The 22,907-nt window shown below is 71.6% G+C and carries 20 protein-coding genes; 7 read left to right on the plus strand and 13 right to left on the minus strand.

What is annotated here, in order from left to right; all coding sequences use genetic code 11:
* The first annotated feature begins 144 nt into the window (after positions 1-144).
* The gene (locus tag AC57BS_RS03435) at positions 145-2,622 is read left to right on the plus strand and encodes a LuxR C-terminal-related transcriptional regulator (RefSeq protein ID WP_496410071.1); all 2,478 of its coding nucleotides are present in this window, start codon (positions 145-147) and stop codon (positions 2,620-2,622) included.
* 189 nt (positions 2,623-2,811) lie between these two features.
* Positions 2,812-3,273 (plus strand): VOC family protein, encoded by a 462-nt coding sequence (locus AC57BS_RS03440; protein ID WP_496410072.1) that lies wholly within the window; start codon positions 2,812-2,814, stop codon positions 3,271-3,273.
* Positions 3,274-3,379: 106 nt separating this feature from the next.
* Here AC57BS_RS03440 and AC57BS_RS03445 read toward each other — a convergent pair whose 3' ends face one another.
* On the minus strand, positions 3,380-5,173 hold the full coding sequence (locus tag AC57BS_RS03445; protein WP_496410073.1) for a 3-hydroxyacyl-CoA dehydrogenase family protein: 1,794 nt from the start codon (positions 5,171-5,173) through the stop codon (positions 3,380-3,382).
* Positions 5,174-5,219: 46 nt separating this feature from the next.
* Positions 5,220-6,194 carry a hypothetical protein gene (locus AC57BS_RS03450; protein ID WP_496410074.1) on the minus strand — a complete coding sequence of 325 codons (975 nt, stop codon included), beginning with the start codon at positions 6,192-6,194 and terminating at the stop codon, positions 5,220-5,222.
* Between AC57BS_RS03450 and nucS the strand changes: the two genes are divergently transcribed.
* Together nucS and AC57BS_RS03460 are read left to right on the plus strand one after the other, a co-directional pair.
* Entirely contained in the window at positions 6,183-6,905 is a 723-nt protein-coding gene (gene nucS / locus AC57BS_RS03455; protein WP_496410075.1) for an endonuclease NucS, read from the plus strand. The two genes, AC57BS_RS03450 and nucS, sit on opposite strands and share 12 nt — an antisense overlap.
* 46 nt (positions 6,906-6,951) lie before the next feature.
* Positions 6,952-7,413, plus strand: coding sequence for a DUF952 domain-containing protein (locus AC57BS_RS03460; protein ID WP_496410076.1), 462 nt, complete (start codon positions 6,952-6,954; stop codon positions 7,411-7,413).
* A gap of 13 nt (positions 7,414-7,426) precedes the next feature.
* Here the strand turns inward: AC57BS_RS03460 and AC57BS_RS03465 are convergent, their stop codons facing one another.
* The 5 genes from AC57BS_RS03465 to AC57BS_RS03485 all read right to left on the minus strand — a co-directional run bounded on the left by AC57BS_RS03465 (position 7,427) and on the right by AC57BS_RS03485 (position 11,652).
* Complete coding sequence (locus AC57BS_RS03465; RefSeq protein ID WP_496410077.1) at positions 7,427-7,663, minus strand: hypothetical protein; 237 nt, start codon at positions 7,661-7,663, stop codon at positions 7,427-7,429.
* 35 nt (positions 7,664-7,698) lie between these two features.
* A complete protein-coding gene (locus AC57BS_RS03470; protein ID WP_496410078.1) occupies positions 7,699-8,319 on the minus strand; it encodes a histidine phosphatase family protein in 621 nt (206 codons plus the stop codon).
* Positions 8,312-9,229: an FAD-dependent oxidoreductase gene (locus tag AC57BS_RS03475; protein WP_496410079.1), complete on the minus strand. Its 918-nt coding sequence runs from the start codon at positions 9,227-9,229 to the stop codon at positions 8,312-8,314. The genes AC57BS_RS03470 and AC57BS_RS03475 overlap by 8 nt, the downstream gene beginning before the upstream one ends.
* Before the next feature lie 40 nt (positions 9,230-9,269).
* Positions 9,270-11,282, minus strand: coding sequence for a protein meaA (locus tag AC57BS_RS03480; RefSeq protein WP_496410080.1), 2,013 nt, complete (start codon positions 11,280-11,282; stop codon positions 9,270-9,272).
* A 61-nt stretch (positions 11,283-11,343) separates the two neighbouring features.
* Positions 11,344-11,652, minus strand: coding sequence for an STAS domain-containing protein (locus AC57BS_RS03485; RefSeq protein ID WP_496410081.1), 309 nt, complete (start codon positions 11,650-11,652; stop codon positions 11,344-11,346).
* 155 nt (positions 11,653-11,807) lie between these two features.
* Between AC57BS_RS03485 and AC57BS_RS03490 the strand changes: the two genes are divergently transcribed.
* Both AC57BS_RS03490 and AC57BS_RS03495 read left to right on the plus strand, forming a co-directional pair.
* Positions 11,808-12,380: a cob(I)yrinic acid a,c-diamide adenosyltransferase gene (locus AC57BS_RS03490; RefSeq protein ID WP_496410082.1), complete on the plus strand. Its 573-nt coding sequence runs from the start codon at positions 11,808-11,810 to the stop codon at positions 12,378-12,380.
* 79 nt (positions 12,381-12,459) lie between these two features.
* Positions 12,460-15,648: an SNF2-related protein gene (locus tag AC57BS_RS03495; RefSeq protein ID WP_496410083.1), complete on the plus strand. Its 3,189-nt coding sequence runs from the start codon at positions 12,460-12,462 to the stop codon at positions 15,646-15,648.
* Between the two features lie 21 nt (positions 15,649-15,669).
* Here the strand turns inward: AC57BS_RS03495 and AC57BS_RS03500 are convergent, their stop codons facing one another.
* Entirely contained in the window at positions 15,670-16,842 is a 1,173-nt protein-coding gene (locus AC57BS_RS03500; RefSeq protein ID WP_496410084.1) for an MFS transporter, read from the minus strand.
* A gap of 70 nt (positions 16,843-16,912) precedes the next feature.
* On the opposite strand from AC57BS_RS03500, the gene AC57BS_RS03505 reads away from it, so the two are divergent.
* Positions 16,913-17,881, plus strand: a complete 969-nt coding sequence (locus AC57BS_RS03505; RefSeq protein ID WP_496410085.1) for a LacI family DNA-binding transcriptional regulator — start codon at positions 16,913-16,915, stop codon at positions 17,879-17,881.
* A 24-nt stretch (positions 17,882-17,905) separates the two neighbouring features.
* Here AC57BS_RS03505 and AC57BS_RS03510 read toward each other — a convergent pair whose 3' ends face one another.
* The 5 genes from AC57BS_RS03510 to atpA all read right to left on the minus strand — a co-directional run bounded on the left by AC57BS_RS03510 (position 17,906) and on the right by atpA (position 22,865).
* Positions 17,906-18,349, minus strand: coding sequence for a DUF2550 domain-containing protein (locus tag AC57BS_RS03510; protein ID WP_496410086.1), 444 nt, complete (start codon positions 18,347-18,349; stop codon positions 17,906-17,908).
* Between the two features lie 77 nt (positions 18,350-18,426).
* Positions 18,427-18,831, minus strand: a complete 405-nt coding sequence (locus tag AC57BS_RS03515; RefSeq protein ID WP_496410087.1) for a F0F1 ATP synthase subunit epsilon — start codon at positions 18,829-18,831, stop codon at positions 18,427-18,429.
* The gene (atpD, locus tag AC57BS_RS03520) at positions 18,831-20,288 is read right to left on the minus strand and encodes a F0F1 ATP synthase subunit beta (protein ID WP_496410088.1); all 1,458 of its coding nucleotides are present in this window, start codon (positions 20,286-20,288) and stop codon (positions 18,831-18,833) included. Before atpD ends, AC57BS_RS03515 begins: the two co-directional genes overlap by 1 nt.
* A gap of 2 nt (positions 20,289-20,290) precedes the next feature.
* Positions 20,291-21,217 carry a F0F1 ATP synthase subunit gamma gene (locus AC57BS_RS03525; protein ID WP_496410089.1) on the minus strand — a complete coding sequence of 309 codons (927 nt, stop codon included), beginning with the start codon at positions 21,215-21,217 and terminating at the stop codon, positions 20,291-20,293.
* Between the two features lie 4 nt (positions 21,218-21,221).
* Positions 21,222-22,865, minus strand: a complete 1,644-nt coding sequence (gene atpA / locus AC57BS_RS03530; protein WP_129453592.1) for a F0F1 ATP synthase subunit alpha — start codon at positions 22,863-22,865, stop codon at positions 21,222-21,224.
* Positions 22,866-22,907 lie beyond the last annotated feature (42 nt).

Here is a 22,907-nt window from a genome sequence, read left to right on the forward strand (position 1 = left end):
TCCGACAGGCGGCCGGTCGGCTGCGAGACCATCCCCTCGTGCAGTCCCGTCGCCCCGGCGTACGAGAAGGATCCCGCGAGACGGTGCTGCCCAGCATCCGTAGTCCTACGTATCTCTCGGGCCCGGGAGCGATAGGTTCGATCCGTGCTGTCCCCCTGCCTCGGTCGTGACGACGTACGGCGCGCGCTGCACGAGGCGCTCGGGGAGTCCCGCTGGGTGAGCGTCGTGGGCCCGCCCGGCAGCGGCAAGACCCTGCTGGTGCGCCACGTCGCCGCCGAGACGACCGCCGGGACGACCGCCGGGACGGCCGACGGGACGACCGACGGGGCTGCCGCTGGATCGACCCTCGCCTGGGTCGACGCCCGCACCCTGCGCACCCTCGACGACCTGCTCGTGGCCGCGCTCGAGAGCCTGGACTCCGAGACGGCTCCCGGCGACGCCCTCGTCGGCGCCCTCGGCCGTGCGGTCGACGGACGCGCGTGCCTGCTGGTCCTCGACGGTCTCGACCTCGACGCCACGGGGGCCGGCCCGGTGCTCCAGGCGATGCTGGAGAGCACCACCGACGCCCGCGTGGTGGTGACCGCGCTGACGACGGCCGGCGAGCCGCTCGAGTCGGTCGTCCGGGTCGGTCCGCTCCCCGTGCCGGCCCATCGAGCGCCGCTGGAGGGCCCGGCCGTCGAGCTGTTCCTGCGCCGGATCCGCGCGGCCGGCGGACAGCTGGTCGACCTGGACGCACAGGCGCACGAGGTACGCCGCCTGCTCGGCGCGACCGGCGGACTGCCGCTGCTGATCGAGCAGGTGGCGGTGCAGTCCGCCCTGGTCGGGCTCGCCAACGCGATGTCGACGGTCAGCCTCGACCAGGCCGTCGACTCCGCGCACGACCTGCTGGACGACGCGAGCGCGACCGCGCTGCGCCGCATCGGGCTGTTGGACTTCCGCGTCGGCCTCGGCGTGCTCGCCCGGGTGCTGGACGTCCCGGTCTCCGAGGCCGCGGAGATCGCCGGCAACCTCGTGCGTCGCAGCCTGCTCGAGGTGGACGTCCGGGGCCAGTTCGACATGCTCTCCCCCATCCGCGGTCGCTCGCGCGCACTCGCCCGCCCGGAGGACCACGACGCGGTCGCCGCGGGCCTGCTGGCGTGGGCCGAGGCGAACGCGCCGGCCCACGACAACTACGGGGCCGCCGATGCCGAGTGGTTGCGCGACCTGCCGGCGATGCGCCACGCGGTGCTGACCGCCTGCGCCGACCCTGCGACGCGGGCCGAGGGCTACTCCGTGGCCAACCGCATCTTCTCCTCGCTCTACACCTCGATGCGCACGCGCGGGGCCGTCGAGATCCTCGAGGGCGCGCTCGCGTTCGGCGACGGACCACCGACCCTCGGCGCACAGATCGCCCGACGCGCCGGGATCGCAGCCTCGGAGATGCGTGGCACCTACGAGGGGCTGTGGTTGCTCGACCGTGCCGACCAGCACGCCTCCTCCGCGCCGCGCCCCGAGGAGCAGCTCGCCAAGACCGCCTCGATCCGCGCCGAGATGCACCTCGACGCGGGTGATCTCGCCAGCGCGGAGGCGGAGGCCAAGCGCGCGCTCAGCCTCGACCCGGAGGGTTCGATCAGCCGGCAGGCCACCCGCACGCTCGCCGACGTGTACGCCTCGCAGGGCCGCTTCGCCGAGGCGACGCAGGCCGCGAGCGAGGCCATGCCTGCCCGCACCACGGGTGACGAGCGCTGGATCGACCTCTCGCTCCGGACGGTCCTCGCCCGGATCGCGCTCGAGCAGGGCCGCATCGCCGAGGCGGTCGCCGGGACGCGGGCCGTGGTCCTGGAGGCGCGCGAGCTGGCCGAGGACCGCGTCGGCCTCCTCGCCGAGACCCTCCTGCGCGGCCTCGACCCCACCTGGGAGCCGACCGAGGTCGTGCGGGAGACCCTGCCGTGGGCCGTACGCCTCCCCGTGCTGGCCCAGGACGGTCGCGACCTGCTGGTGCGCGGCGAGTCCAGGCAGGCTGCCGGCCTGGCCGCCGACGTCGTGGCGCTCGCCGACTCCGCGAGGCTCGGCCGCGACGGCGTGGACGCGCGCCTGCTGCTCGGCCGCGCGCTGGTGGACCTCGGCGACCTCGACCAGGCGACGACGACCTACCTCACCGCCCTCGAGCACTGCCGCTCGATGCGGCTCCCGCTCCGCGCCGCCGACGTCCTCGACGGCCTCGCCGCGGTGGCGCGCGCCCGCGACATGTCGGAGGCCCGGTCGCTCGCCGCCGCCGCCTTCGCCCTCCGTACGCCCCGGATGGCCGTGCGCTGGGGCTACTCCGCCGACTTCGACATCGTCCCGGCGAGCCGGCCCCCGGCAGGGTGGATCGACGGGGACGAGCTGTCCGCGGACGCCGTCACGCTGGTCACGGCCGTGTTCAACCGGCCCACGTCGGCGCAGCCGTCCGTGCTCGACTCGCTCACGGCGGCGGAGCGGCAGGTCGCCGAACGGGTGGCACACGGGCTCACCAGCCGGCAGATCGCCGAGGAGCTGTTCGTCTCGCCGCGCACCGTGGACGCCCACCTCACCCACATCTACCGCAAGCTCGACATCAACACCCGCGCCCGGCTGGCCGCGCTGGTCGTCGACAGCCGCTGAGGCCGTGGCTCCGGTCGGCCCGGGGCGGCTCCGGTTGGCGTCCGGGCAGTCGCCGGCGTGCCAACTCACCGGTTGGCGGGCCAACTCGTCAGTTGGCGACTTGGGGGACCCGGCAGGCCCTTCCAGTCCACCCAGCTCGCCAACCGGCGAGTAGCGACGCTGTCGGTGGGGAGGGGCACGATGGGCTCCATGAGCCGCACGATCCAGGTCACCTTCGACGCCCACGACCCCGAGGCGCTCTCGCGCTTCTGGGCCGACGCGATGGGCTACGTCAACCCAGCCCCGCCCGGGCGCGAGCTCGCGCCGGGACAGGACCCGTTCGAGGCGTGGCACGACTTCCTCGCCGAGGTCGGCGTCCCGGAGTCGGAGTGGAACTCGGCGTCAGCCGCGCAGGACCCCGACGGCGAAGGCCCGCGGCTGTTCTTCCAGCGGGTCCCCGAGGGCAAGACCGCGAAGAACCGGGTGCACCTCGACCTCCGCGCCGCCCCCGGTCTCGAGGGTGAGGAGCGGATGGCCGCGCTCGAGGCGGAGGCCGTACGCCTCGTCGCGCTCGGCGCGACCCGGGTGGAGCGGCACGAGCCGTCGCCGCCCATGACCGCCGGCCACATCCAGATGTCCGACCCCGAGGGCAACGAGTTCTGCCTCGATTGACCAGCCGGGTCCGAGGAACGAGGTCCCGGCGTGGGGTCAATCGGGTTGAGCAAGCGCAGCGACCGAGCCTGCGAGGGCGCGAAGCGTGTCGAAACCGACTGACCGGTCAGCGGGCGCTGTAGTCCCGGAAACCGCGACCGGTCTTGCGACCGAGGTAGCCCGCGGTCACCAGGTGCTCCAGCAGCGGAGCCGGGGCGAAGCCGGGCTCACGGAACTCGAGGTAGAGCTCCTTCTGGATGGCCAGCGACACGTCGTTGCCGACGACGTCGAGCAGCTCGAAGGGGCCCATCGGCAGCGCACAACCCTGCTTCATCGCGGTGTCGATGTCGTCGGCGGTGGCGTAGTGCGCCTCGAGCATCTTGACCGCGTCGTTGAGGTAGGGGAACAGCAGCGCGTTGACGATGAAGCCGGAGCGGTCACCGCACTTCACGGCCACCTTGCCGACCTCGTCGCACAGCGCCAGCACCGTCTCGGTGACGGCCTCGTCGGTGGCGACCGTCGAGACGACCTCGACGAGCTTCATGATCGCGGCCGGGTTGAAGAAGTGCATGCCGATGACGTCCTGGGGACGCTTGGTCACCTTGGCCATCGAGATGATCGGCAGCGACGACGTCGTGGTGGCGAGGATCGCTCCTGGCTTGCAGATCTCGTCGAGGTTCTCGAAGAGCGTGGTCTTGATCGCGAGGTCCTCGGCGATCGCCTCGACCACGATGTCGACGTCCTTGAGATCGTCGAGCGACGTGGTGCCGCGCACCCGGCCCAGCACCTCGGACTTCTGCTCCTCGGTCGCGCGACCACGCTGGATCTGCTTGTCGAAGTTCTTGGTGATGGTCGCGACCACGCCGTCGACCTTGTCCTGGCCGCGCCCGGTGAACAGCACGTCGTAGCCCGCCTTGGCGAAGACCTCGACGATGCCCGAGGCCATCGTGCCCGTGCCGACGACGCCGACCAGCTTGATGTCGTGGCGCAGCCGGGGCTTGTCGTCCGCGCTCGGCGTGTGCGCGTCCGCGACGACGACGGGGCTGTCGGGAGCCTCGTAGGTGTAGAACCCGCGGCCCGACTTGCGGCCGAGCAGCCCCGCGGTGACGTACTGCTTGAGGATCGGCGCCGGCGCGTGCAGGCGGTCGCGGCCCTGCTTGTACATCGTGTCGAGGATCTCGTAGGCGGTGTCGAGGCCGATCAGGTCGAGCAGCGCCAGCGGACCCATGGGGTAGCCGCAGCCGAAGCGCATCGCGGCGTCGATGTCCTCGCGCGAGGCGTACTTGCCCTCGTACATCGCGACCGCGTGGTTGAGGTAGCCGAAGAGCAGCGTGTTGGCGATGAAGCCGGCCTTGTCGCCGCACACGACCGGGTTCTTGCCGAGGCTGCGCAGCAGCTCCTGCACGTCGGCGAGCACGTCGGGCTCGGTCACGACGGTGCGGATGATCTCGACGAGGTTCTGCACGGGCGCCGGGTTGAAGAAGTGGACGCCGACGACGCGGCCGGGCTTGCCGTTGGCCGTCGAGATCTCGGTGACGCTCAGCGAGGAGGTGTTCGTGGCGAGCACCGCGTCGGGGCGGACGACGTCGTCCAGCGCCCGGAAGATCGACTTCTTGACCTCGAGGGACTCCACGACGGCCTCGACGACGAGGTCCGCGTCGGCCAGGTCCTGCATGTCCGTGGTGAGGGTGATCCGGCCGAGCAGCTCGTCGGCCTGCTCCTGCGTCAGCTTCTCGCGCTTCACCGCACGGCCCGTCGAGTGCTCGAGGTGCTGGCGCCCGCGCTCGAGGCCCACGTCGTTCTGCTCGACGCCGACGACGGTGAAGCCGTTGCGGGCGAAGACCTCGGCGATGCCGGCACCCATGGTGCCGAGGCCGATCACGCCGACGGTGGTGAACTCGCGGGTAGCCGTCTCAGTCATGGACGCATGCTCCCATGCCGTCCCCGCATCACGGATGTGGGAAGCGTCACTCCACCTGGGCGCCCGTGGGCCGTACGACGCGCACCTCGTCACCGGGACGGACCGGGCCCGGGCGCACCACCTTGGCGCACAGCCCGCGCAGCCGCCGGGGCTTGCCCTCGGGGCCGTTGACGAAGGCCATCGCGTCCTTGCCGAAGCGCGCGATGAACTTGCCGCACCCGTTGTGGGGCTGGTCGGTCACCACGATGACCGCGCCCTCCGGCCCGCCGATGTGGAGCTCGCTCCACTCGGGCAGGTGCTCGTGGGACAGGTCGAGGTCGAGGAACATCTGGTCGCCGGCGAGCTGCTCGCGCGCCGGGTCCTGCGCCAGGAACTCGATGAGGCGGTGGTTCATCAGGTTGAGCTGCATGTCGGGGTGCGGCGATCCGTCCGGCGTACGCCTGCTGCGCCGCGCTGCCCACGTGTCCCCGACGAGCCCCTCGGTGACGTCGAGGTGGCCGACCTCGAGCACCTCGCGCTCACCCGGGGCCGGGCGGCGTACGACCGCGCGCAGCGTCCCGACCTCGCGCGGGGCCGCGTCGAGCTCGGGCAGCAGCGCCGCGAGCTCGTCGACGGTGCGGTGCGAGCGGAGCACCCTTCGCACCAGCACCCGGCCGGCCTCCTCGCCGCGCGACACCAGGGGTCCCGGCAACGGCTCGTCCGCCGGGACCTCGGTGAAGCCGAGCCCGGCCAGGGTCGATGCGTCCGGACCCGCGTAGGGATGGGCGGTGAGCTGCCCGTGCCCGCGCGCGGACAGGCGCTCGCAGACCGCCTCCACCAGCGCGCGGCGGGTGCTGCCGTGCAGGTCGACGCCGACGACGAGGTCCGCGAGGTGGGCGTGCCCGTCGAGGAGCTCCACCCGCGCGTGGCCGACCGGCGGGTCACCCGCGACCATGACGAACCCCGTCGTGGCGGGGTGGTCGGCGAGGTCGAGGTGCGCGAGGTCTCGCTGGCGCGCGGGACGTACTGCGTGGTCGGTCACGGGGTCACTGTAGATTCGCCCGTCGTGAGGATCGTCGTCGCACGCTGCCAGGTGGACTACGCCGGACGGCTCTCGGCCCACCTGCCGCTCGCCACCCGCGTCCTGATGCTCAAGTCGGACGGCTCGGTGCTGATCCACTCCGACGGCGGCTCCTACAAGCCGCTCAACTGGATGTCGCCGCCGTGCACGGTGCGTGAGGGGACCTCCGAGGACGGGCGCCCGGAGTGGCTGGTGACCGCCACCAAGACCGACGACACCCTGCGCATCCTCATCGACGAGGTGCTGCACGACTCCTCCCACGACCTCGGCGTGGACCCCGGGCTGCAGAAGGACGGAGTCGAGAAGCACCTCCAGGAGCTCCTCGCCGAGCACCCCGCCACCCTCGCCGACGGGCTCACCCTCGTGCGCCGCGAGTTCATGACCGCCATCGGGCCGGTCGACCTGATGTGCCGTGACGCCGAGGGCCTGTCCGTCGCGGTCGAGATCAAGCGCCGCGGCGAGATCGACGGCGTCGAGCAGCTCACCCGCTACCTCGAGCTCCTCAACCGCGACCCGATGCTCACCAGCAGGGGCCCGGTCCGCGGCATCTACGCCGCCCAGGAGATCAAGCCGCAGGCCCGCGTGCTCGCGACCCACCGCGGCATCACCTGCGCGCTGGTCGACTACGACGCGCTGCGCGGCATGGACGACCCGGAGCACCGGCTCTTCTGAGGCGCGCCCTGGCGCCCAGACCCTCAGCTGTCGCTACCCTCCCACGGTGACCGACGCGCGTCCCGAGCACCTCCCCGAGCGCATCTTCCACATCGCCACCGCGGCCGACTGGCGTACGACGCTGGCGACGGGCACCTACACCACCTCGACCGTCGGCCGGAGCCTCGCGGAGGAGGGGTTCATCCACGCCAGCAGGCGCGAGCAGGTGCAGGGCGTCTTCGACCGCTACTACCGCGGGATCGGCGAGGACCTGGTGCTGCTGACGATCGACCCGGCCCGCCTCGAGTCGGAGGTCCGCGTCGACCCGGTCGGCGAGGACACCTACCCCCACGTCTACGGGCCGATCAACCGCACCGCGGTCGTCGATGTCGTGCCGCTGAACCGCCGGGGCGGCACCGAGACGCTGATGTCGTTGTGGGTCACGGGCATGGCCGTACGCATGGGGGTGGCGGTGCTGGTCATGGTGATCGTCGCCGCGATCATCCTCGGGCTCCAACGCCTGACCTGACGCGGCCTGCGCCTCAGGCGGCCTTCTTCGAGCCCTTCTTGGCGGCCTTGCCGGGCTTGCCGCCCTTGACCGTGACGTCGACCTTGACCAGCTTGCGCTTCTTCACGGTGTAGCCGGCGGGCAGCGTGCCCTCCTTGAGCATCCGCAGCGGGCAGCGGTTGCACTTCGTGGTGGAGACGCAGCACTTCTTCTTCGGCAGCTTGGCGACCTTGGCCTTGCCCGCCTTCTTCGAAGCGCTCCTGGAACCCACCCCTGCACCCTACAGCATGGTTAGGCAAGGCTTACCTAGTCGTCCCAGGGGATGGCGGTCCCGGCCCACGACCGCGCGGTCCACCCGTCGGCGTCTACCTCGAGCGCGACCACGTCGCAGTTGGCGAGGGGCTGGTCCCAGCCGTGCGCGGGCGCGAGGTTGGTCGCCAGCGCAGGCGCCGCGAGGCAGATCGCGCCGCCGTGGCTGATCACCAGCACGGCCTCCCCGCGATGGGTGTCGGCGATCTCGGCCAAGACGTCGGTGAACCGGCCGACCACCTCCGCACCGCTCTCGGCCCCCGGGATGCGGGTGTCGAGGTCGCCCGCCAGCCAGGCCGCGAACGTGTCGCGGAATGGATCGGAGTCGTATGTCCCGCCCGCGTGGTCGCCGACGCCGAACTCGCGCAGCCCGTCGCGCACGACGACGTCGACCCCGAGCACCCCGGCGGCGAGCTCCGCGGTCTGCACCGCGCGCGCCATGGAGCTGCACCACACGGCCGCGACGCGCTCGGTCGCGAGGCGGGCGCCCAGCTCGCGCGACTGCTGCCGCCCCAGGGGGCTCAGCCAGCCGCCCGAGTCGCTCAGCAGCTCGGACTCGTAGAGGGCCTCGCCGTGCCGGGCCACGAACACCCGGGCAGCGCACTGGAGGTCAGTCACGCGCCAACCCCACCACGTCGTCCGCGCAGCCCCACGACAGGGTGACCCCGGCGCCGCCGTGGCCGTAGCAGTGGATCACGTCCTCGACCCGCTCCACGCGGACCTCCGGCCGTGCCGGCCGGAGGCCGACCTTGTGGCGCAGCACCCGGGCCCCCTCCAGCGCCGGGACGAGCCCGGTCGCCCGGTGCAACACCTCCTCCGCGACGCCCGGGTCGGGCGTACGGCTCCACTCCCCCTCCACGTCGGTCCCGCCGACGACGATCTCGCGCGTGCGCGGCACCACGTAGGTGAGCCCCGCGCCGTCGAGCGTCCAGCGGTCGAGGCCGACCTGCTCGAGGACGACCACCTGCCCGCGCACGGGGTGCACGGAGGGGTCGGCGCCGAAGTGCCGCGCGCCGAGCCCGGTGGCGTTGACGACGAGGCTCCCGTCGCCCGGGAGCGCGGACAGGTTCATCCGGGTCAGGGTGCCGCCGAGCTCCTCGATCCTGGTCGTCAGCCACCGGAGGTGGACCGGCATGTCGATCACCGGGGCGACGAACGTCCAGCCGTCGGCGTACCCGGGCGGCAGTGCCGTCTCCCGGTCCAGCGCCGGCACCGCGCTGCGCCACCAGGGCTCGGGCTGCCGCTCGCGCAGCACCTCGGTGCCGGTGAGCATCCGTACGCCGGTGCGCGCGTCGGCGGACAGGCCCTCGAGGACGGCGTACGACGTCGCGGCCCACGCGGTGACCTCGTCCTGCGGCAGCGCGCGGTAGGGGTACCAGAGGGCCGCGGCGACGGCCGAGGTCGTCTCGAGCGGGAGGTCGCGCGCCACGACGTCCACGCGGTGGCCGGCCTCGAGCAGGCGCACGGCGCAGGTCAGGCCCACGACGCCGGCTCCGACGACGATCACGCGTCGCTCAGTGGTGGGCACCTGCCCATCCAAGCACGTCCGGGCCTGCCCGGACGGGGTGTCAGTCGAGGCCGTTGGCCTCGCGGATCACGTCGACGATCCCGCCCATGATCTCGGTCAGGCCGTAGTCCTTGGGTGTGTAGACGGCTGCCACGCCCAGCTCGCGCAGGCGGCGTCCGTCGGAGTCCGGGATGATCCCCCCGACGATCACGGGGATGTCGGCCAGGCCGGCCTCGCGCAGGCCGTCGAGGACGTCGGGCACGAGCTCCATGTGGGACCCGGAGAGGATCGACAGGCCGATGCAGTGCACGTCCTCGGCCACCGCGGCGGCCACGATCTGCTGCGGCGTGAGCCGGATGCCCTGGTAGACGACCTCGAAACCGGCGTCGCGGGCGCGCACGGCGACCTGCTCGGCGCCGTTGGAGTGCCCGTCGAGCCCCGGCTTGCCGACCAGCAGCCGCAGCCGGCCGCCGAGCTCCTCACCGGTGGCGCGGACCCGCTCGCGCACGGCCGCCAGCTCGGCGCCCACCTCGGCGACGGCCGCGCCGGTGACGCCGGTCGGGCCGCGGTACTCGCCGAAGACGTCGCGCAGGGTGGCGGCCCACTCCCCCGTCGTCGCGCCCGCGCGGGCGGCGACCAGGGTCGGCGCCATCAGGTTCGCGTCCGTACGGGCGGCGGCGGCGAGCGCCTCGAGCGCCTCGGCGACCTCGGCCTCGTCGCGCTCGGACTTCCACGCCTCGACGCTGGTCCGGGCGGTCTTCTCCGCCTCGGGGTCGGCGGCCATGATCGCGCCGTCGAGGTCGGCCGTCAGCGGCGACGGCTCGGTCGACTCGAACTTGTTGACGCCGACGATGACCTCCTCGCCCGACTCGATCCGGGCGCGGCGGGCGGCGTGGGAGGAGACCAGCTCGGACTTCATGTAGTCGACGGCCGCGATCGCACCGCCCATCTCCTGCACCCGGTCGATCTCGGCCTTCGCGCCCTCGACCAGCTCGGCGACCTTGGCCGCGATCACGTGGCTGCCGTCGAAGATGTCGTCGTACTCCAGCAGGTCGGACTCGAAGGCCAGCACCTGCTGCAGGCGCAGCGACCACTGCTGGTCCCACGGGCGGGGCAGGCCGAGTGCCTCGTTCCACGCCGGCAGCTGCAGCGCGCGGGCGCGGGCGTTTTTGGACAGCGTGACGCCGAGCATCTCCAGCACGATGCGCTGGACGTTGTTCTCCGGCTGGGCCTCGGTGAGGCCGAGCGAGTTGACCTGCACGCCGTAGCGGAAGCGGCGCATCTTCGGGTCCTGGACGCCGTAGCGCTCGCGGGTGATCTCGTCCCAGAGCTGGACGAAGGCCCGCATCTTGCAGGTCTCCTCGACGAAGCGGACGCCGGCGTTGACGAAGAAGGAGATCCGCCCGACGACCTTCTCGAAGTCGTCGTCGGAGACCTGGCCGGAGGCCTTCACCTGGTCGAGGACCGCGATCGCGGTGCTCAGCGCGTAGGCGAGCTCCTGCGTGGGCGTGGCACCCGCCTCCTGCAGGTGGTAGCTGCAGATGTTGATCGGGTTCCACTTCGGGATCTGGTGGACCGTGTAGGCGATCATGTCGGCGATCAGCCGCATCGAGGCCTCGGGTGGGAACGCGTAGGTCCCGCGGGAGAGGTACTCCTTGATGATGTCGTTCTGCGTGGTGCCGGCCAGCTGGGCGGCGACCTCCTCCGGCGACAGGTCGGGGTTCTGCTCCTCGGCGACCACCTGGTACATCGCGAGCATCCACATCGCGACCGCGTTGATGGTCATCGAGGTGTTCATCTCGGTCAGCGGGATCCCGGTGAACAGCTTGCGCATCTCACCCAGGTGCGGGACCGGTACGCCGACCTTGCCGACCTCGCCGCGGCTGAGCGGGCTGTCGGGGTCGTAGCCGGTCTGCGTGGGCAGGTCGAAGGCGACGCTGAGGCCGGTCTGCCCCTTGGCCAGGTTGGTGCGGTAGAGCGTGTTGGACGCCTCGGCCGTGGAGTGGCCGGCGTAGGTGCGCATCACCCAGGGCCGGTCCTTCGCGGGGCGGTCCGTGTGACCAGAGTCCGTCATGGTCGACAGAGTAGGGCGACGGTTACCCGGGAGTCACCGGGCTGGAGGTGTGACGGATGCCTCAGGCGGACGCGGCGACGCGCTCGACCTCGATGGCGTGGGCCAGTCGGGCCAGGTGCGCCATCCGGCGGACCGCGGGCCCGGGGTTGCGCACGGTGAGGTGGTGGCCGGAGAGCCAGGCGTGCCGGGTGGCGACCGCCAGCAGCCGGAGGGCGGTCACGTCGATCGTGGACACGTCGGTCATGTCGACGACCACGTCGTCGTCGAAGGTGTCGATGCGCTCGTAGATGGCGTTGCGCACCTCCCACGTGCTGCGCACGTCGAAGTCGCCGTGCAGGACCAGCGTGTGCCCCTCGGTGACGATGTCCATCCGGTGCTCCTGACCGACGTCCCCCGACGCCATGCTGTGACTGCTGTCACTCCTACTGACGTAGTTGTACCCCTCCCGGTTGCATCCATGCTTCACCTTTTTCGGCGAGTCACCGCGAGGTCGGTCCCGAGGGGTCCCGCCAGTAGGCTCCGCCCATGGTCAACCTGACGCGCATCTACACCCGCACCGGCGACGCCGGACGGACCCGGCTCGGCGACATGAGCGAGACGTCGAAGACCGACCTGCGCCTCGAGGCGTACGCCTGTGTCGACGAGGGCAACGCCCACATCGGCGTCGCCCTCGCCCAGGGCGACCTCGACGACGACGTGGTCGCCGTGCTCACCCGTGTGCAGAACGACCTCTTCGACGTCGGCGCCGACTTCTCCACGCCCGTCGTGGAGGACCCGAAGTACCCCCCGCTGCGGGTCGAGCAGGACTACGTCGACCGCCTCGAGGCGTGGTGCGACCACTACAACGAGGAGCTCCCGGCGCTGCGCTCGTTCATCCTCAACGGGGGCACGCTCGGCGCGGCCCACCTGCACGTCGCGCGCACGGTCGTACGCCGGGCCGAGCGCGCCGGCTGGGCCGCGTGGGCGGAGCACGAGGACACCATGAACGTCCTCGCCATCACCTACCTCAACCGGCTCTCCGACCTCCTGTTCATCCTCGCCCGCCACGCCAACCGCGAGAACGGCGACGTCCTGTGGGTGCCGGGCGGGGAGCGCTGACCCTCCCCTCTCCACCCGGGCCGGGGCCTGTGGAGAGCGACCGCCCGGTGTCGCCGGGCGGTGACACGATGGGCGCGACATGGACATCCGCGACGCGCTCACCGACTCCTACCTCGCCGGGTTCTTCGACCTCGGCGCGCTGGTCCGCGCCCGGGGATACACCGACGCGGTCGAGGACCTCGAGGTCGTCCACGAGACCGACAGCAGCCTGACGGCGACCGCGTCCGTGTGGGGCACCGCCCCGCACCCCTACCGCGTCCAGCTCCACGCCGAGGTCGACGCCGCCGCCGCCGACTGGGTCTTCAGCTCGTGCTCGTGCCCCGTGGGGCGGATGTGCAAGCACGGTGCGGCGGTCGCGCTGCGCCTCCGGGCGCCAGCGCGGTTCTTCGATGCCGCACAGGGACCCGCCCACGACGGCGCCCGGGCCGAGCTGCCGTGGCGACGCCAGCTCTCGCGGCTCACCGACGAGCTCGAGGCGCGGGCGAGGTCGACCCTCAGCGGCCAGGGGCTCGGCCTCGAGGTCGCCCGCCGGCCGCCGTCGCGCTGGTCGCGCAGCACGGCCGGCGAGCTGTCGATGCGACCGGTGCGACCCGGTGCCCGCCGTGGCTGGGCCCGCAGCGGAGCCGAGTGGAGCGACCTCGCCGGCCCCGTCGCGAGGTCGCGCTACGTCCCCGCGCAGGTCGACGCCCTGCAGGCCCTGCACCGCGGTCTCGTGTCGCGGCACTCCTACCTCGTGGCCGGCGCGGCCCCCCTGCTCGACGACTACGGCGACCGGCTCGTGCCTGTCCTGCGCGAGGCGCTCGCCCGGGGCGTCACCCTCGTCGCCGGCGCCGGGCTGTCCTCGGTGAGCGTCGCCGCGGAGCCGGCGGCGGTCGTCGCCGACCTCACGGAGGTCGACGGCAGGCCCACGCTGGAGGTCTCGGTCCGGACCGACGACCGGCGCTGGCGGGCGGGCGAGGTCGTGCCGATCGGCCGGCCGGCGACGTCGGTGGCGCTCGTCGACGGCGACGACGTCGTCCTCACCGACCTGTCCGAGCCCTGCCAGGACTCCGTGATGGACCTCGTCCTGGGCCGTCCCGTCGTCGCCGCACCCGACGAGCGCGCAGCCTTCCTCGAGGCCCTCGCGCCCGTGGTCCGGGGGCTCAGGATCGAGTCGTCCGACGGCTCCGTGGAGGTGCCGGCCGCTCCTCGACCACGCCTCTCCCTGACGGTGACCTGGCAGTCGTCCACGCAGGCCGACCTCGACTGGTCCTGGGTCTACGGCGAGCGGCGCTCGCCGCTGTCGAGCCCGGACGCCCTCGGCGGCGTACGGGACCCGGAGGTCGAGCGGTCGATCCTCGCCGACGTGCCGGCCGCACTGCTCGACACCGCGACGGCCGCGGGCGGGGACGCGCTCGCCCTCGCCCTCCACGACCTGCCCCACCTGCGTACGCTCCCCGACCTCGAGGTCGAGGAGGTCGGTCCGCCCGACTTCCGGGAGTCGACCGCGGCACCCGAGATCGCCTTCGTCCTGGCCGACGCGCAGCCCGACCACACCGACTGGCTCGACCTCGAGGTGCTGATCAGCGTCGACGGCGAGCAGGTGCCGCTGCCCGACGTGCTGGCTGCGGTGACGCGCGACGAGGAGTTCCTGGTCCTGCCGAGCGGCACCTACGTCTCGCTCGACCGACCGGAGTTCTCCCGACTCCACGAGGCGGTGGCGCTCGCGGCGCAGCTGCGCGAGTCCGAACCGGGGCGGCTGAGCGTCGGCAGCGGCGACCTCGGGGCCTGGGCGGAGCTGGCGGAGATCGGCGTCGTGGACGCGCGGGCCGCGACGTGGGTCGAGCGCGCGACGGCCCTGCGCGACGTCGACGAGATGCCCCGCCCCCGCATCCCGGACGGCCTGACCACGACGCTGCGCCCCTACCAGCTCGAGGGCTTCTGGTGGCTGGCCTTCCTCCACGAGCACGGCCTCGGCGGGATCCTGGCCGACGACATGGGGCTGGGCAAGACGCTCCAGGTGCTCGCCCTCGTCCAGCACGCCAGGTCCGCCGGCGACGAGTCGCCGTTCCTCGTCGTCGCCCCCACCAGCGTGGTCTCCGCGTGGCGGCAGCAGGCCGCCACCCATGCGCCCGGGCTGCGCGTCGGGGTCGTACGCCGGCGCAGCGACGACGTCGCGGCCATCGCCGCCACCAGCGACCTCGTGGTCACCACCTACGCGATGCTCCGCCTCGAGCGGGAGCAGTTCGCCTCCCGCCAGTGGGGCGGTCTCGTGCTCGACGAGGCGCAGCAGGTCAAGAACCACCAGGGCAAGACCTACGCCGCCGCGCGGGCGATCGACGCCGACTTCCGCCTCGCCGTCACCGGCACCCCCTTCGAGAACCGGCTGCTCGAGCTGTGGGCGCTGCTCTCGCTCGCCGCCCCCGGCCTCTACCCCACCGCCCGCCGCTTCCGCGACGTGGTCGTGGGGCCGGTGGAGAAGGACGGCGACGAGGCGGCCTTGCGGCGCTTCCGCACCCGCATCCGGCCCTTCGTGCTGCGACGCACCAAGGACCTGGTCGCGACCGAGCTGCCGCCCAAGCAGGAGCAGGTGCTCGACGTCGACCTGGGGCCGCGGCACCGCAGGATCTACGACACCCACCTGGCCAAGGAGCGCCAGAAGATCCTCGGCCTCGTCGAGGACTTCGACCGCAACCGGGTGGCCATCTTCTCTGCGCTCACCAGGCTTCGGCAGCTGGCCCTCGACCCGGCGCTGGTCGACGCCGCCCACCACCACGTCGGCTCGGCCAAGACCGACCTGCTGAGCGAGCACCTGGTCGAGATCACCGCCGAGGGCCACCGTTCCCTGGTGTTCAGCACGTTCACGACGTTCCTGCGCCGGGTGCGCGACCGGCTGACCGAGGAGGGCGTCGCGACGGTCTACCTCGACGGCACGACCCGCGACCGCGAGGCCGTCATCGACGCCTTCCGCGCCGGTGAGGCCCCGGTGTTCCTGATCAGCCTCAAGGCCGGCGGCACCGGGCTGACGCTCACCGAGGCCGACTACGTGTTCCTCCTCGACCCCTGGTGGAACCCCGCCGCGGAGGCGCAGGCCGTGGACCGCGCCCACCGGATCGGGCAGTCGCAGCACGTCCACGTCTACCGCCTCGTCGCGACCGACACCATCGAGGAGAAGGTGATGGCCCTCAAGGCACGCAAGGCCGAGCTCTTCGCCAAGGTCATCGACGGTGGCGGTGCGTCCACGACGGGGATCACTGCCGCGGACATCCGCGGCCTCTTCGACGACTGACGCGACGCAGTGCTCGCCGCGTCAGGACCTGGCGGCCCCGACGGGGCTCTCGCGCTGTTCCCGCGCGGCCGGGACGACGAGCGCCGCCGGCATCAGCAGGACGGCGACCACCAGCAAGGCCTTGAGGGTCCCGACCTCGTCACCGACGAAGCCGAGGAAGGGGGGGCCGGCGAGGAAGGCCGCGTACCCGATCGTGGAGACCACGCTCACCCGCGAGGCCGCCCGGGCCGGGTCGTCGGCAGCCGCGCTCATCCCGACGGGGAATCCCAGCGAGGCGCCGACGCCCCACAGGACGATGCCGGTGACGACGAGGGCCGGGTGCTCGGCGAACACGATGAGCAGCACGCCTGCGCCGGCCACCGCCATCGTGCTCCACAGGACGGCCACCCGTCCGAAGCGGTCGATGAGGCCGGTCCCGGCGAACCGCCCCGCCGTCATGGCGAGCACGAACACCGCGAAGCCGGCGACACCCACGGCGTGCGAGACGTCGTGGCCGTCGACCAGCGCCACCGCGAGCCAGTCGTTGGCCGTGCCCTCGGTCATCGCCAGCGCCAGCACCATGACCCCGATGAGCAGCGTCCGCGGCTCGAGCCACGCACGCGCGGCGGAGACGGTGGTCTGCTCGTGCCTCTCCACGACGGGCAGGAAGCTCGGGGACGTACGCCACACGAGCGCGACGGCGAGCAGCACGACGCCGACGAGGTGCGCCACCGCGGGGACGCCGAGCTCGATCAGCAGCGCTCCGGCGAGGGCGCCGACGACGGTCCCGCCGCTGAAGCCGGCGTGGAAGCGCGGCATGATCGTGCGGCGCAGACCGCGCTCGACCTCGGCACCCTCTACGTTCATGGCCACGTCCCAGACGCCGATGCCCAGGCCGTAGACGAAGAGCCCGGCCACGGTCAGGGGCAGCACCTGACCCAGGCCGAGGGCCGCGGCCACCATGCCGACGGTCGCAGCGGCCGCGCCCAGGCGGACGATGCGGACAGTGCCCAGGGCATTGATCGCGGCACCCGTCGTCGGCAGGGCCAGGACCGAGCCCATCGCGATCGCGAGGAGCACCAGGCCGAGCTGGCCGTTGGTCAGCTCGAAGCTCGACCGGACCTCGGGGATGCGCGACACCCAGCTGGCGAAGACCAGTCCGTTGAGGAAGAAGGTGAGCCCGACGGCGTTGCGGGCGGCGTTCAGGGTGGGCACGGGACAGCTCCTGGGCGGCGCGGTGGCGAAACGTTTCGATCGAAACGTTTCGATGCTATCGTCCGATCTCGTGTCCGGTCCAACCCGCGCCCCCACCCTGGCCGACGTCGCCACGGAGGCAGGGGTGTCCCTGTCCACCGCCTCGCACGCCTTCTCCGGCACCAAGCCCGTCTCCACGGCCACCCGCGAGCGGGTGCTCGCGGCTGCATCCTCTCTCGGCTGGACGGGCCCCAACCCGCTGGCACGCAACCTGCGCCGCGGGCGCAGCGGCGTGGTCGGCATCGCGGTCGGACGGTTGAGCACCGCGTTCCGCGACCCGGCGGCGCTCGCGATGCTCGACGCCGTCTCCGAGGTGCTGGACGCGGCCGGCCTCGGCCTGCTGCTGATGCCCGACGACGCCGAGGTGGGCCTGCCCCTGGACGCGGTGATCTACGACATCTGCGGCCGGGAGACGTGGGGGGCGTACGCCGACCTGGTCGCCCGGGACGTGCCGCTGGTCGTCGTGGAGGGCCCGGCGTGGCCGGGCACCACCTTCATCGACATCGACCACCGCGCGGGGGCTGCGGCCCTGGGCCGGCACCTGCACCACCTCGGCCACCGGCGCGTCGCGACGCTCACGCTCGAGGCCTCCCACCCCCAGCGTGAGCGGGAGGCCGGGCTCCGCGAGGTGTTCCCCGAGGTCGAGGTGATCGGTGCCTGCGCGAGCGACGTCGCTGCGGCACAGGAGGCCGTGGGCTCGTGGTGGGACGGCGGGTCGACCGCGACGGCCGTGGTCTGCCAGAGCGACGTGCAGGCCGCCGGGGTCGTCGTCGAGGCACGTCGCCGGGGGCTCGACGTCCCGGGCGACCTCAGCGTCGCGGGGTTCGACGGGGTGGTCCTGCCCTGGCTCGACGTCGAGCTGACCACCGTGGTCCAGCCCCTGGCCGAGAAGGGCCGGGCGACCGCGCGAGCCGTCCTCGCGCGCATCGCGGGCGAGGACGTCGACGACGTCCTGCTGCCGGTCCGGCTGCGCATCGGCGCATCGACCGGCCCGGGCTGAGCCGCGTGGGCCCGGGGGTCCTGCCTAGCGCCTGTTCCAGTCGGTGCCCGGAGGACCGGACTCCAGCCAGGACTGGAAGCCGGTGAGCGAGGCCTCGCTCATCGCGATCTCGAGCGGTTCGCCGGCGTAGTGGCACGACGCGACGACGTGACCGTCGTAGAGCGACATCTCCTCGGTGCCGGCCGGCGCGCGACGACCGGCGTACTCGAGCAGGTCACGCGCCCACACCCGCTTGGGGCGAGGCGACAGGGAGAAGATGCGGAACCACTCCAGCGACTGGCCGGAGTAGCGGCCGATGCCGAGCAACCATCCCCTGCCGGGATGGTCGGTGCGTACCCGGTAGCTGAGCTCGAAGGTGCCGCCGTGCCGGGCGAGGAGCCGCCGGCGGACGATGAGGGCGATGCCGTAGAGCAGGGCGAGGAGCAGGCAGAGCCCGACGATGTCGAGCGCCCATTCCCAGACCGGCATCCACACCCTCCACACGCAGTGAGCGCACGAACCAACCGGTTCGTGCGCTCACCCTAGCGTCAGCTTCTGGACAGCTGTCAGGAGGCCCGCTCCACGGCACGGATCCGTGCCTCGGCGCGGCGTACGGCCTCGTGGGCAGCGTCGTCGTTCTCGCCGGCCTCCTTGGCCCGCTCGAGCTCCTGGCGCGCCTTCTCGAGGTCGATTTCGTGCGACATCTCGGCCCGCTCGGAGAGGATCGAGACGCGGTTGTCGGCCACCGAGATGAAGCCGGCGTCGACGGCTGCGACCCAGGTCTCCCCCTCCGCCGTCTGCACGTCCACGACGCCCTCGATGATCGAGGACAGCAACGGCGCGTGGTTGGGCAGGATGCCGACGTCGCCCTCGGTGGTGCGGGCGATGACCATCGTGGCCTGGCCCGACCAGACGAGGCGGTCGGCAGCGACCAGCTCGACCTGGAGGACCTTGTCGGTGGAGCCAGCCATCAGAGGCTCTTCTGGATCTCGGACCACTTCTTCTCGACGTCGTCCAGACCGCCGCACATGAAGAAGGCCTGCTCGGCCACGTGGTCGTACTCGCCGTCGGCGATCTTGTTGAACGCCTCGATCGTGTCGGCCACCGGGACGGTCGAACCCTCGATGCCGGTGAACTGCTTGGCGACGTAGGTGTTCTGCGACAGGAACCGCTGGATGCGACGGGCCCGGGAGACGATGATCTTGTCCTCCTCGGAGAGCTCGTCGACACCGAGGATCGCGATGATGTCCTGGAGCTCCTTGTTGCGCTGGAGGATCTGCTTGACCCGCACTGCGCAGCGGTAGTGGTCCTCGCCGATGTACTGCGGGTCCAGGATGCGCGAGGTCGAGGTCAACGGGTCCACGGCCGGGTAGATGCCGAGCGAGGCGATCTCGCGCGAGAGCTCGGTGGTCGCGTCGAGGTGCGCGAACGTGGTGGCCGGTGCCGGGTCGGTGTAGTCGTCGGCGGGGACGTAGATCGCCTGCAGCGAGGTGATCGAGTGACCGCGCGTCGAGGTGATGCGCTCCTGCAGCTGACCCATCTCGTCGGCCAGGTTGGGCTGGTAGCCCACGGCGGACGGCATGCGACCGAGCAGCGTGGAGACCTCGGAACCGGCCTGGGTGAAGCGGAAGATGTTGTCGATGAAGAGCAGCACGTCCTGCTTCTGCACGTCGCGGAAGTACTCCGCCATCGTCAGGGCCGACAGGGCGACACGCAGGCGCGTGCCCGGCGGCTCGTCCATCTGGCCGAAGACGAGGGCGGTCTGGCCGAGGACGCCGGCCTCCTCCATCTCGACGATGAGGTCGTTGCCCTCACGGGTGCGCTCGCCGACACCGGCGAACACCGACACACCGCCGTGGTCCTTCGCGACTCGCGCGATCATCTCCTGGATGAGCACGGTCTTGCCGACGCCGGCACCACCGAACAGGCCGATCTTGCCGCCCTGGACGTAGGGGGTGAGCAGGTCGATGACCTTGATGCCGGTCTCGAACATCTGGGTCTTGGACTCCAGCTGGTCGAAGGCGGGCGCCTTGCGGTGGATGCCCCAACGCTCGGCGGGCTCGAAGGTCTCGCCCTCCTCGAGGTTGAGCACGTCGCCGGTGGTGTTGAACACCTTGCCGAGCGTCGCGTTGCCCACGGGGACGGTGATCGACTCGCCGGTGTCGGTGACCTGGCCGCCGCGCACCAGGCCGTCGGTGGGCTTCATGGAGATGGCACGGACCATGCCGTCACCGATGTGCTGGGCGACCTCGAGGATGATCGACTTGGTCTCGCCGCTCAGCTCGAACTCGCAGGTCAGTGCGTTGTAGATGGCGGGCATCGAGTCGGTCGGGAACTCGATGTCCACGACGGGGCCGATGACCCGGGCAATGCGGCCGACAGCGCCGCCCTTGCTCTCGGTGGTCGTCTCTTCAACAGTGGCAGTCATGTTCACTCACTCCCGGCTTGTGCGTCGGCAAGGGCGTTGACGCCACCGACGATCTCGCTGATCTCTTGGGTAATGCCAGCCTGGCGGGCCTGGTTGGCGATGCGCTTGTACTTCTTGATGAGCTCGTCGGCGTTGTCCGTCGCGGCCTTCATCGCCTTCTGGCGGGCGGCCAGCTCGGAGGCGGCCGCCTGCAGCAGGGCGAAGAAGATGCGGCTCTGGACGTAGCGCGGCAGCAGGGAGTCGAGCACCTCCGAGGGGGACGGCTCGAACTCGTAGAGCGGCAGCAGGTCGGCCTTGTCGGGGGCCTCGGTGCCCTCGACCACCTCCAGCGGCAGCAGGCGCACGGCGGTCGGCTCCTGGCTGAGCATCGAGCGGAACCGCGTGTAGACCACGTGGACCTCGTCGACGTCACGGACGTCGGAGTCGCTGTCCTCGCCGTCGGCGAGGAAGGCCGCGATCAGCGTGGCGCCGATCTCGGCCGCGACGTCGTAGGTCGGCTGGTCGGAGAAACCCGTCCAGGCCTGCACGACCGCGCGCTGGCGGAACTTGAAGTAGGCCTCGCCCTTGCGACCGCTGGTGTAGAGGTCGACCTCCTTGCCCTCGTCCTTGAGCTTCTCGACGAGGCGCTCGGCCTCCTTGATGACGCTCGAGGAGTAGGCACCGGCGAGTCCGCGGTCGGAGGTGACGATGAGGATCGCGGCCTTCTTCGGGTCCTCCGGCTCGGTGGTCAGCGCGTGGTCGACGTTGGAGAACGTCGCCACGGCCGACACCGCACGGGTCAGCTCGCGGGCGTACGGCGCTGCCGCCTGCGCTCGCTGCTGGGCCTTGATGATCCGCGAGGCAGCGATGAGCTCCATCGCGCGCGTGATCTTCTTCATCGACTCCGTCGACTTGATCCGCGCGCGGTACTCGCGTACGGAGAGAGCCATTGCGTCAGCTCCGCTTCTGCTTGACGATCTGCTCCTGCTCGACGTCCTCGTCCTCGAGGGCGACGTGCTCTTCCTTGCCGGCCTTGATGCTCTGGCCGTCGGAAGTCTCGAACTGGTCGAGGAAGGAGTCGTAGGCCGAGGCGAGCTGGTCCTCGGTGGAGTCCTCGAACTTCAGGCTCTCGCGGATGCCGGCGAGGATGCCCTCGTGGCTACGACGCAGGAAGTCGAGGAACTCGTTCTCGAAGCGCAGCACGTCGTCGGTCGGGACCTTGTCGAGCCGACCCGAGGTGCCCGTCCACAGCGAGACCGTCATCTCCTCGACCGGGTAGGGCGAGTACTGCGGCTGCTTGAGCAGCGCCATCAGGCGCTGGCCGCGGTCGAGCTGCTGGCGGGACGCGGCGTCGAGGTCGGAGGCGAACATCGCGAACGCCTCCATGGCGCGGAACTGCGCCAGGTCGACCTTGAGCGATCCGGTGACGGCCTTCATCGCCTTGGTCATGGCCGAGCCACCCACGCGCGAGACCGAGACGCCCACGTCGATGGCGGGGCGCTGGTTGGCCGCGAACAGGTCGGACTGCAGGAAGATCTGGCCGTCGGTGATGGAGATGACGTTGGTCGGGATGAACGCCGAGACGTCGTTGGCCTTGGTCTCGATGATGGGCAGACCCGTCATCGAGCCCTTGCCCATCTCGTCGGAGAGCTTGGCGCAACGCTCGAGCAGCCGGCTGTGCAGGTAGAACACGTCGCCGGGGTAGGCCTCGCGGCCCGGCGGACGACGCAGCAGCAGCGACACGGCGCGGTAGGCCTCGGCCTGCTTGGTCAGGTCGTCGAACACGATCAGGACGTGCTTGCCCTCGTACATCCAGTGCTGGCCGATGGCCGAGCCGGTGTAGGGGGCGAGGTACTTGAAGCCGGCCGAGTCGGACGCGGGCGAGGCCACGATGGTGGTGTACTCGAGCGCGCCGGCCTCCTCGAGGGCGCCACGCACGGCGGCGATGGTCGAGCCCTTCTGACCGATCGCGACGTAGATGCAGCGCACCTGCTTGTCCGGGTCACCGGACTCCCAGTTGGCCTTCTGGTTGATGATCGTGTCGATGGCGATCGTGGTCTTGCCGGTCGACCGGTCACCGATGATCAGCTGGCGCTGACCGCGGCCGATGGGCGTCAGGGCGTCGATCGCCTTGATACCGGTCGCGAGGGGCTCGTGCACCGACTTGCGCACCATGACGCCCGGAGCCTGCAGCTCCAGCGCGCGACGGCCCTCGAGCGGGGTGATCTCGCCGAGACCGTCGATCGCGGTGCCGAGCGGGTCGACCACGCGGCCGAGGTAGCCGTCGCCGACGGGCACCGAGAGGATCTCGCCCGTGCGACGCACGACCTGGCCCTCCTCGATCTTGTCGAAGTCGCCCAGGACCACGACGCCGACCTCGCGGGTGTCGAGGTTCAGCGCGATGCCGAGCGTGCCGTCCTCGAACTCCAGCAGCTCGTTGGCCATCACGGAGGGCAGGCCGCTGACACGGGCGATGCCGTCCGCGGCCTCAGCCACGGTGCCGACCTCTTCCTTGCTGGCCGACTCGGGCTTGTAGTCCGACACGAAGCGCTGAAGAGCGTCGCGGATCTCGTCCGGACGGATGGACAGCTCCGTCATTTCATCTCACCTGTTCTCTGGGTCTGCTCGAAAAGTTCTTGG

The sequence above is a fragment of the Nocardioides sp. BGA-UO-ETr-FS32 genome, assembly GCF_059567905.1.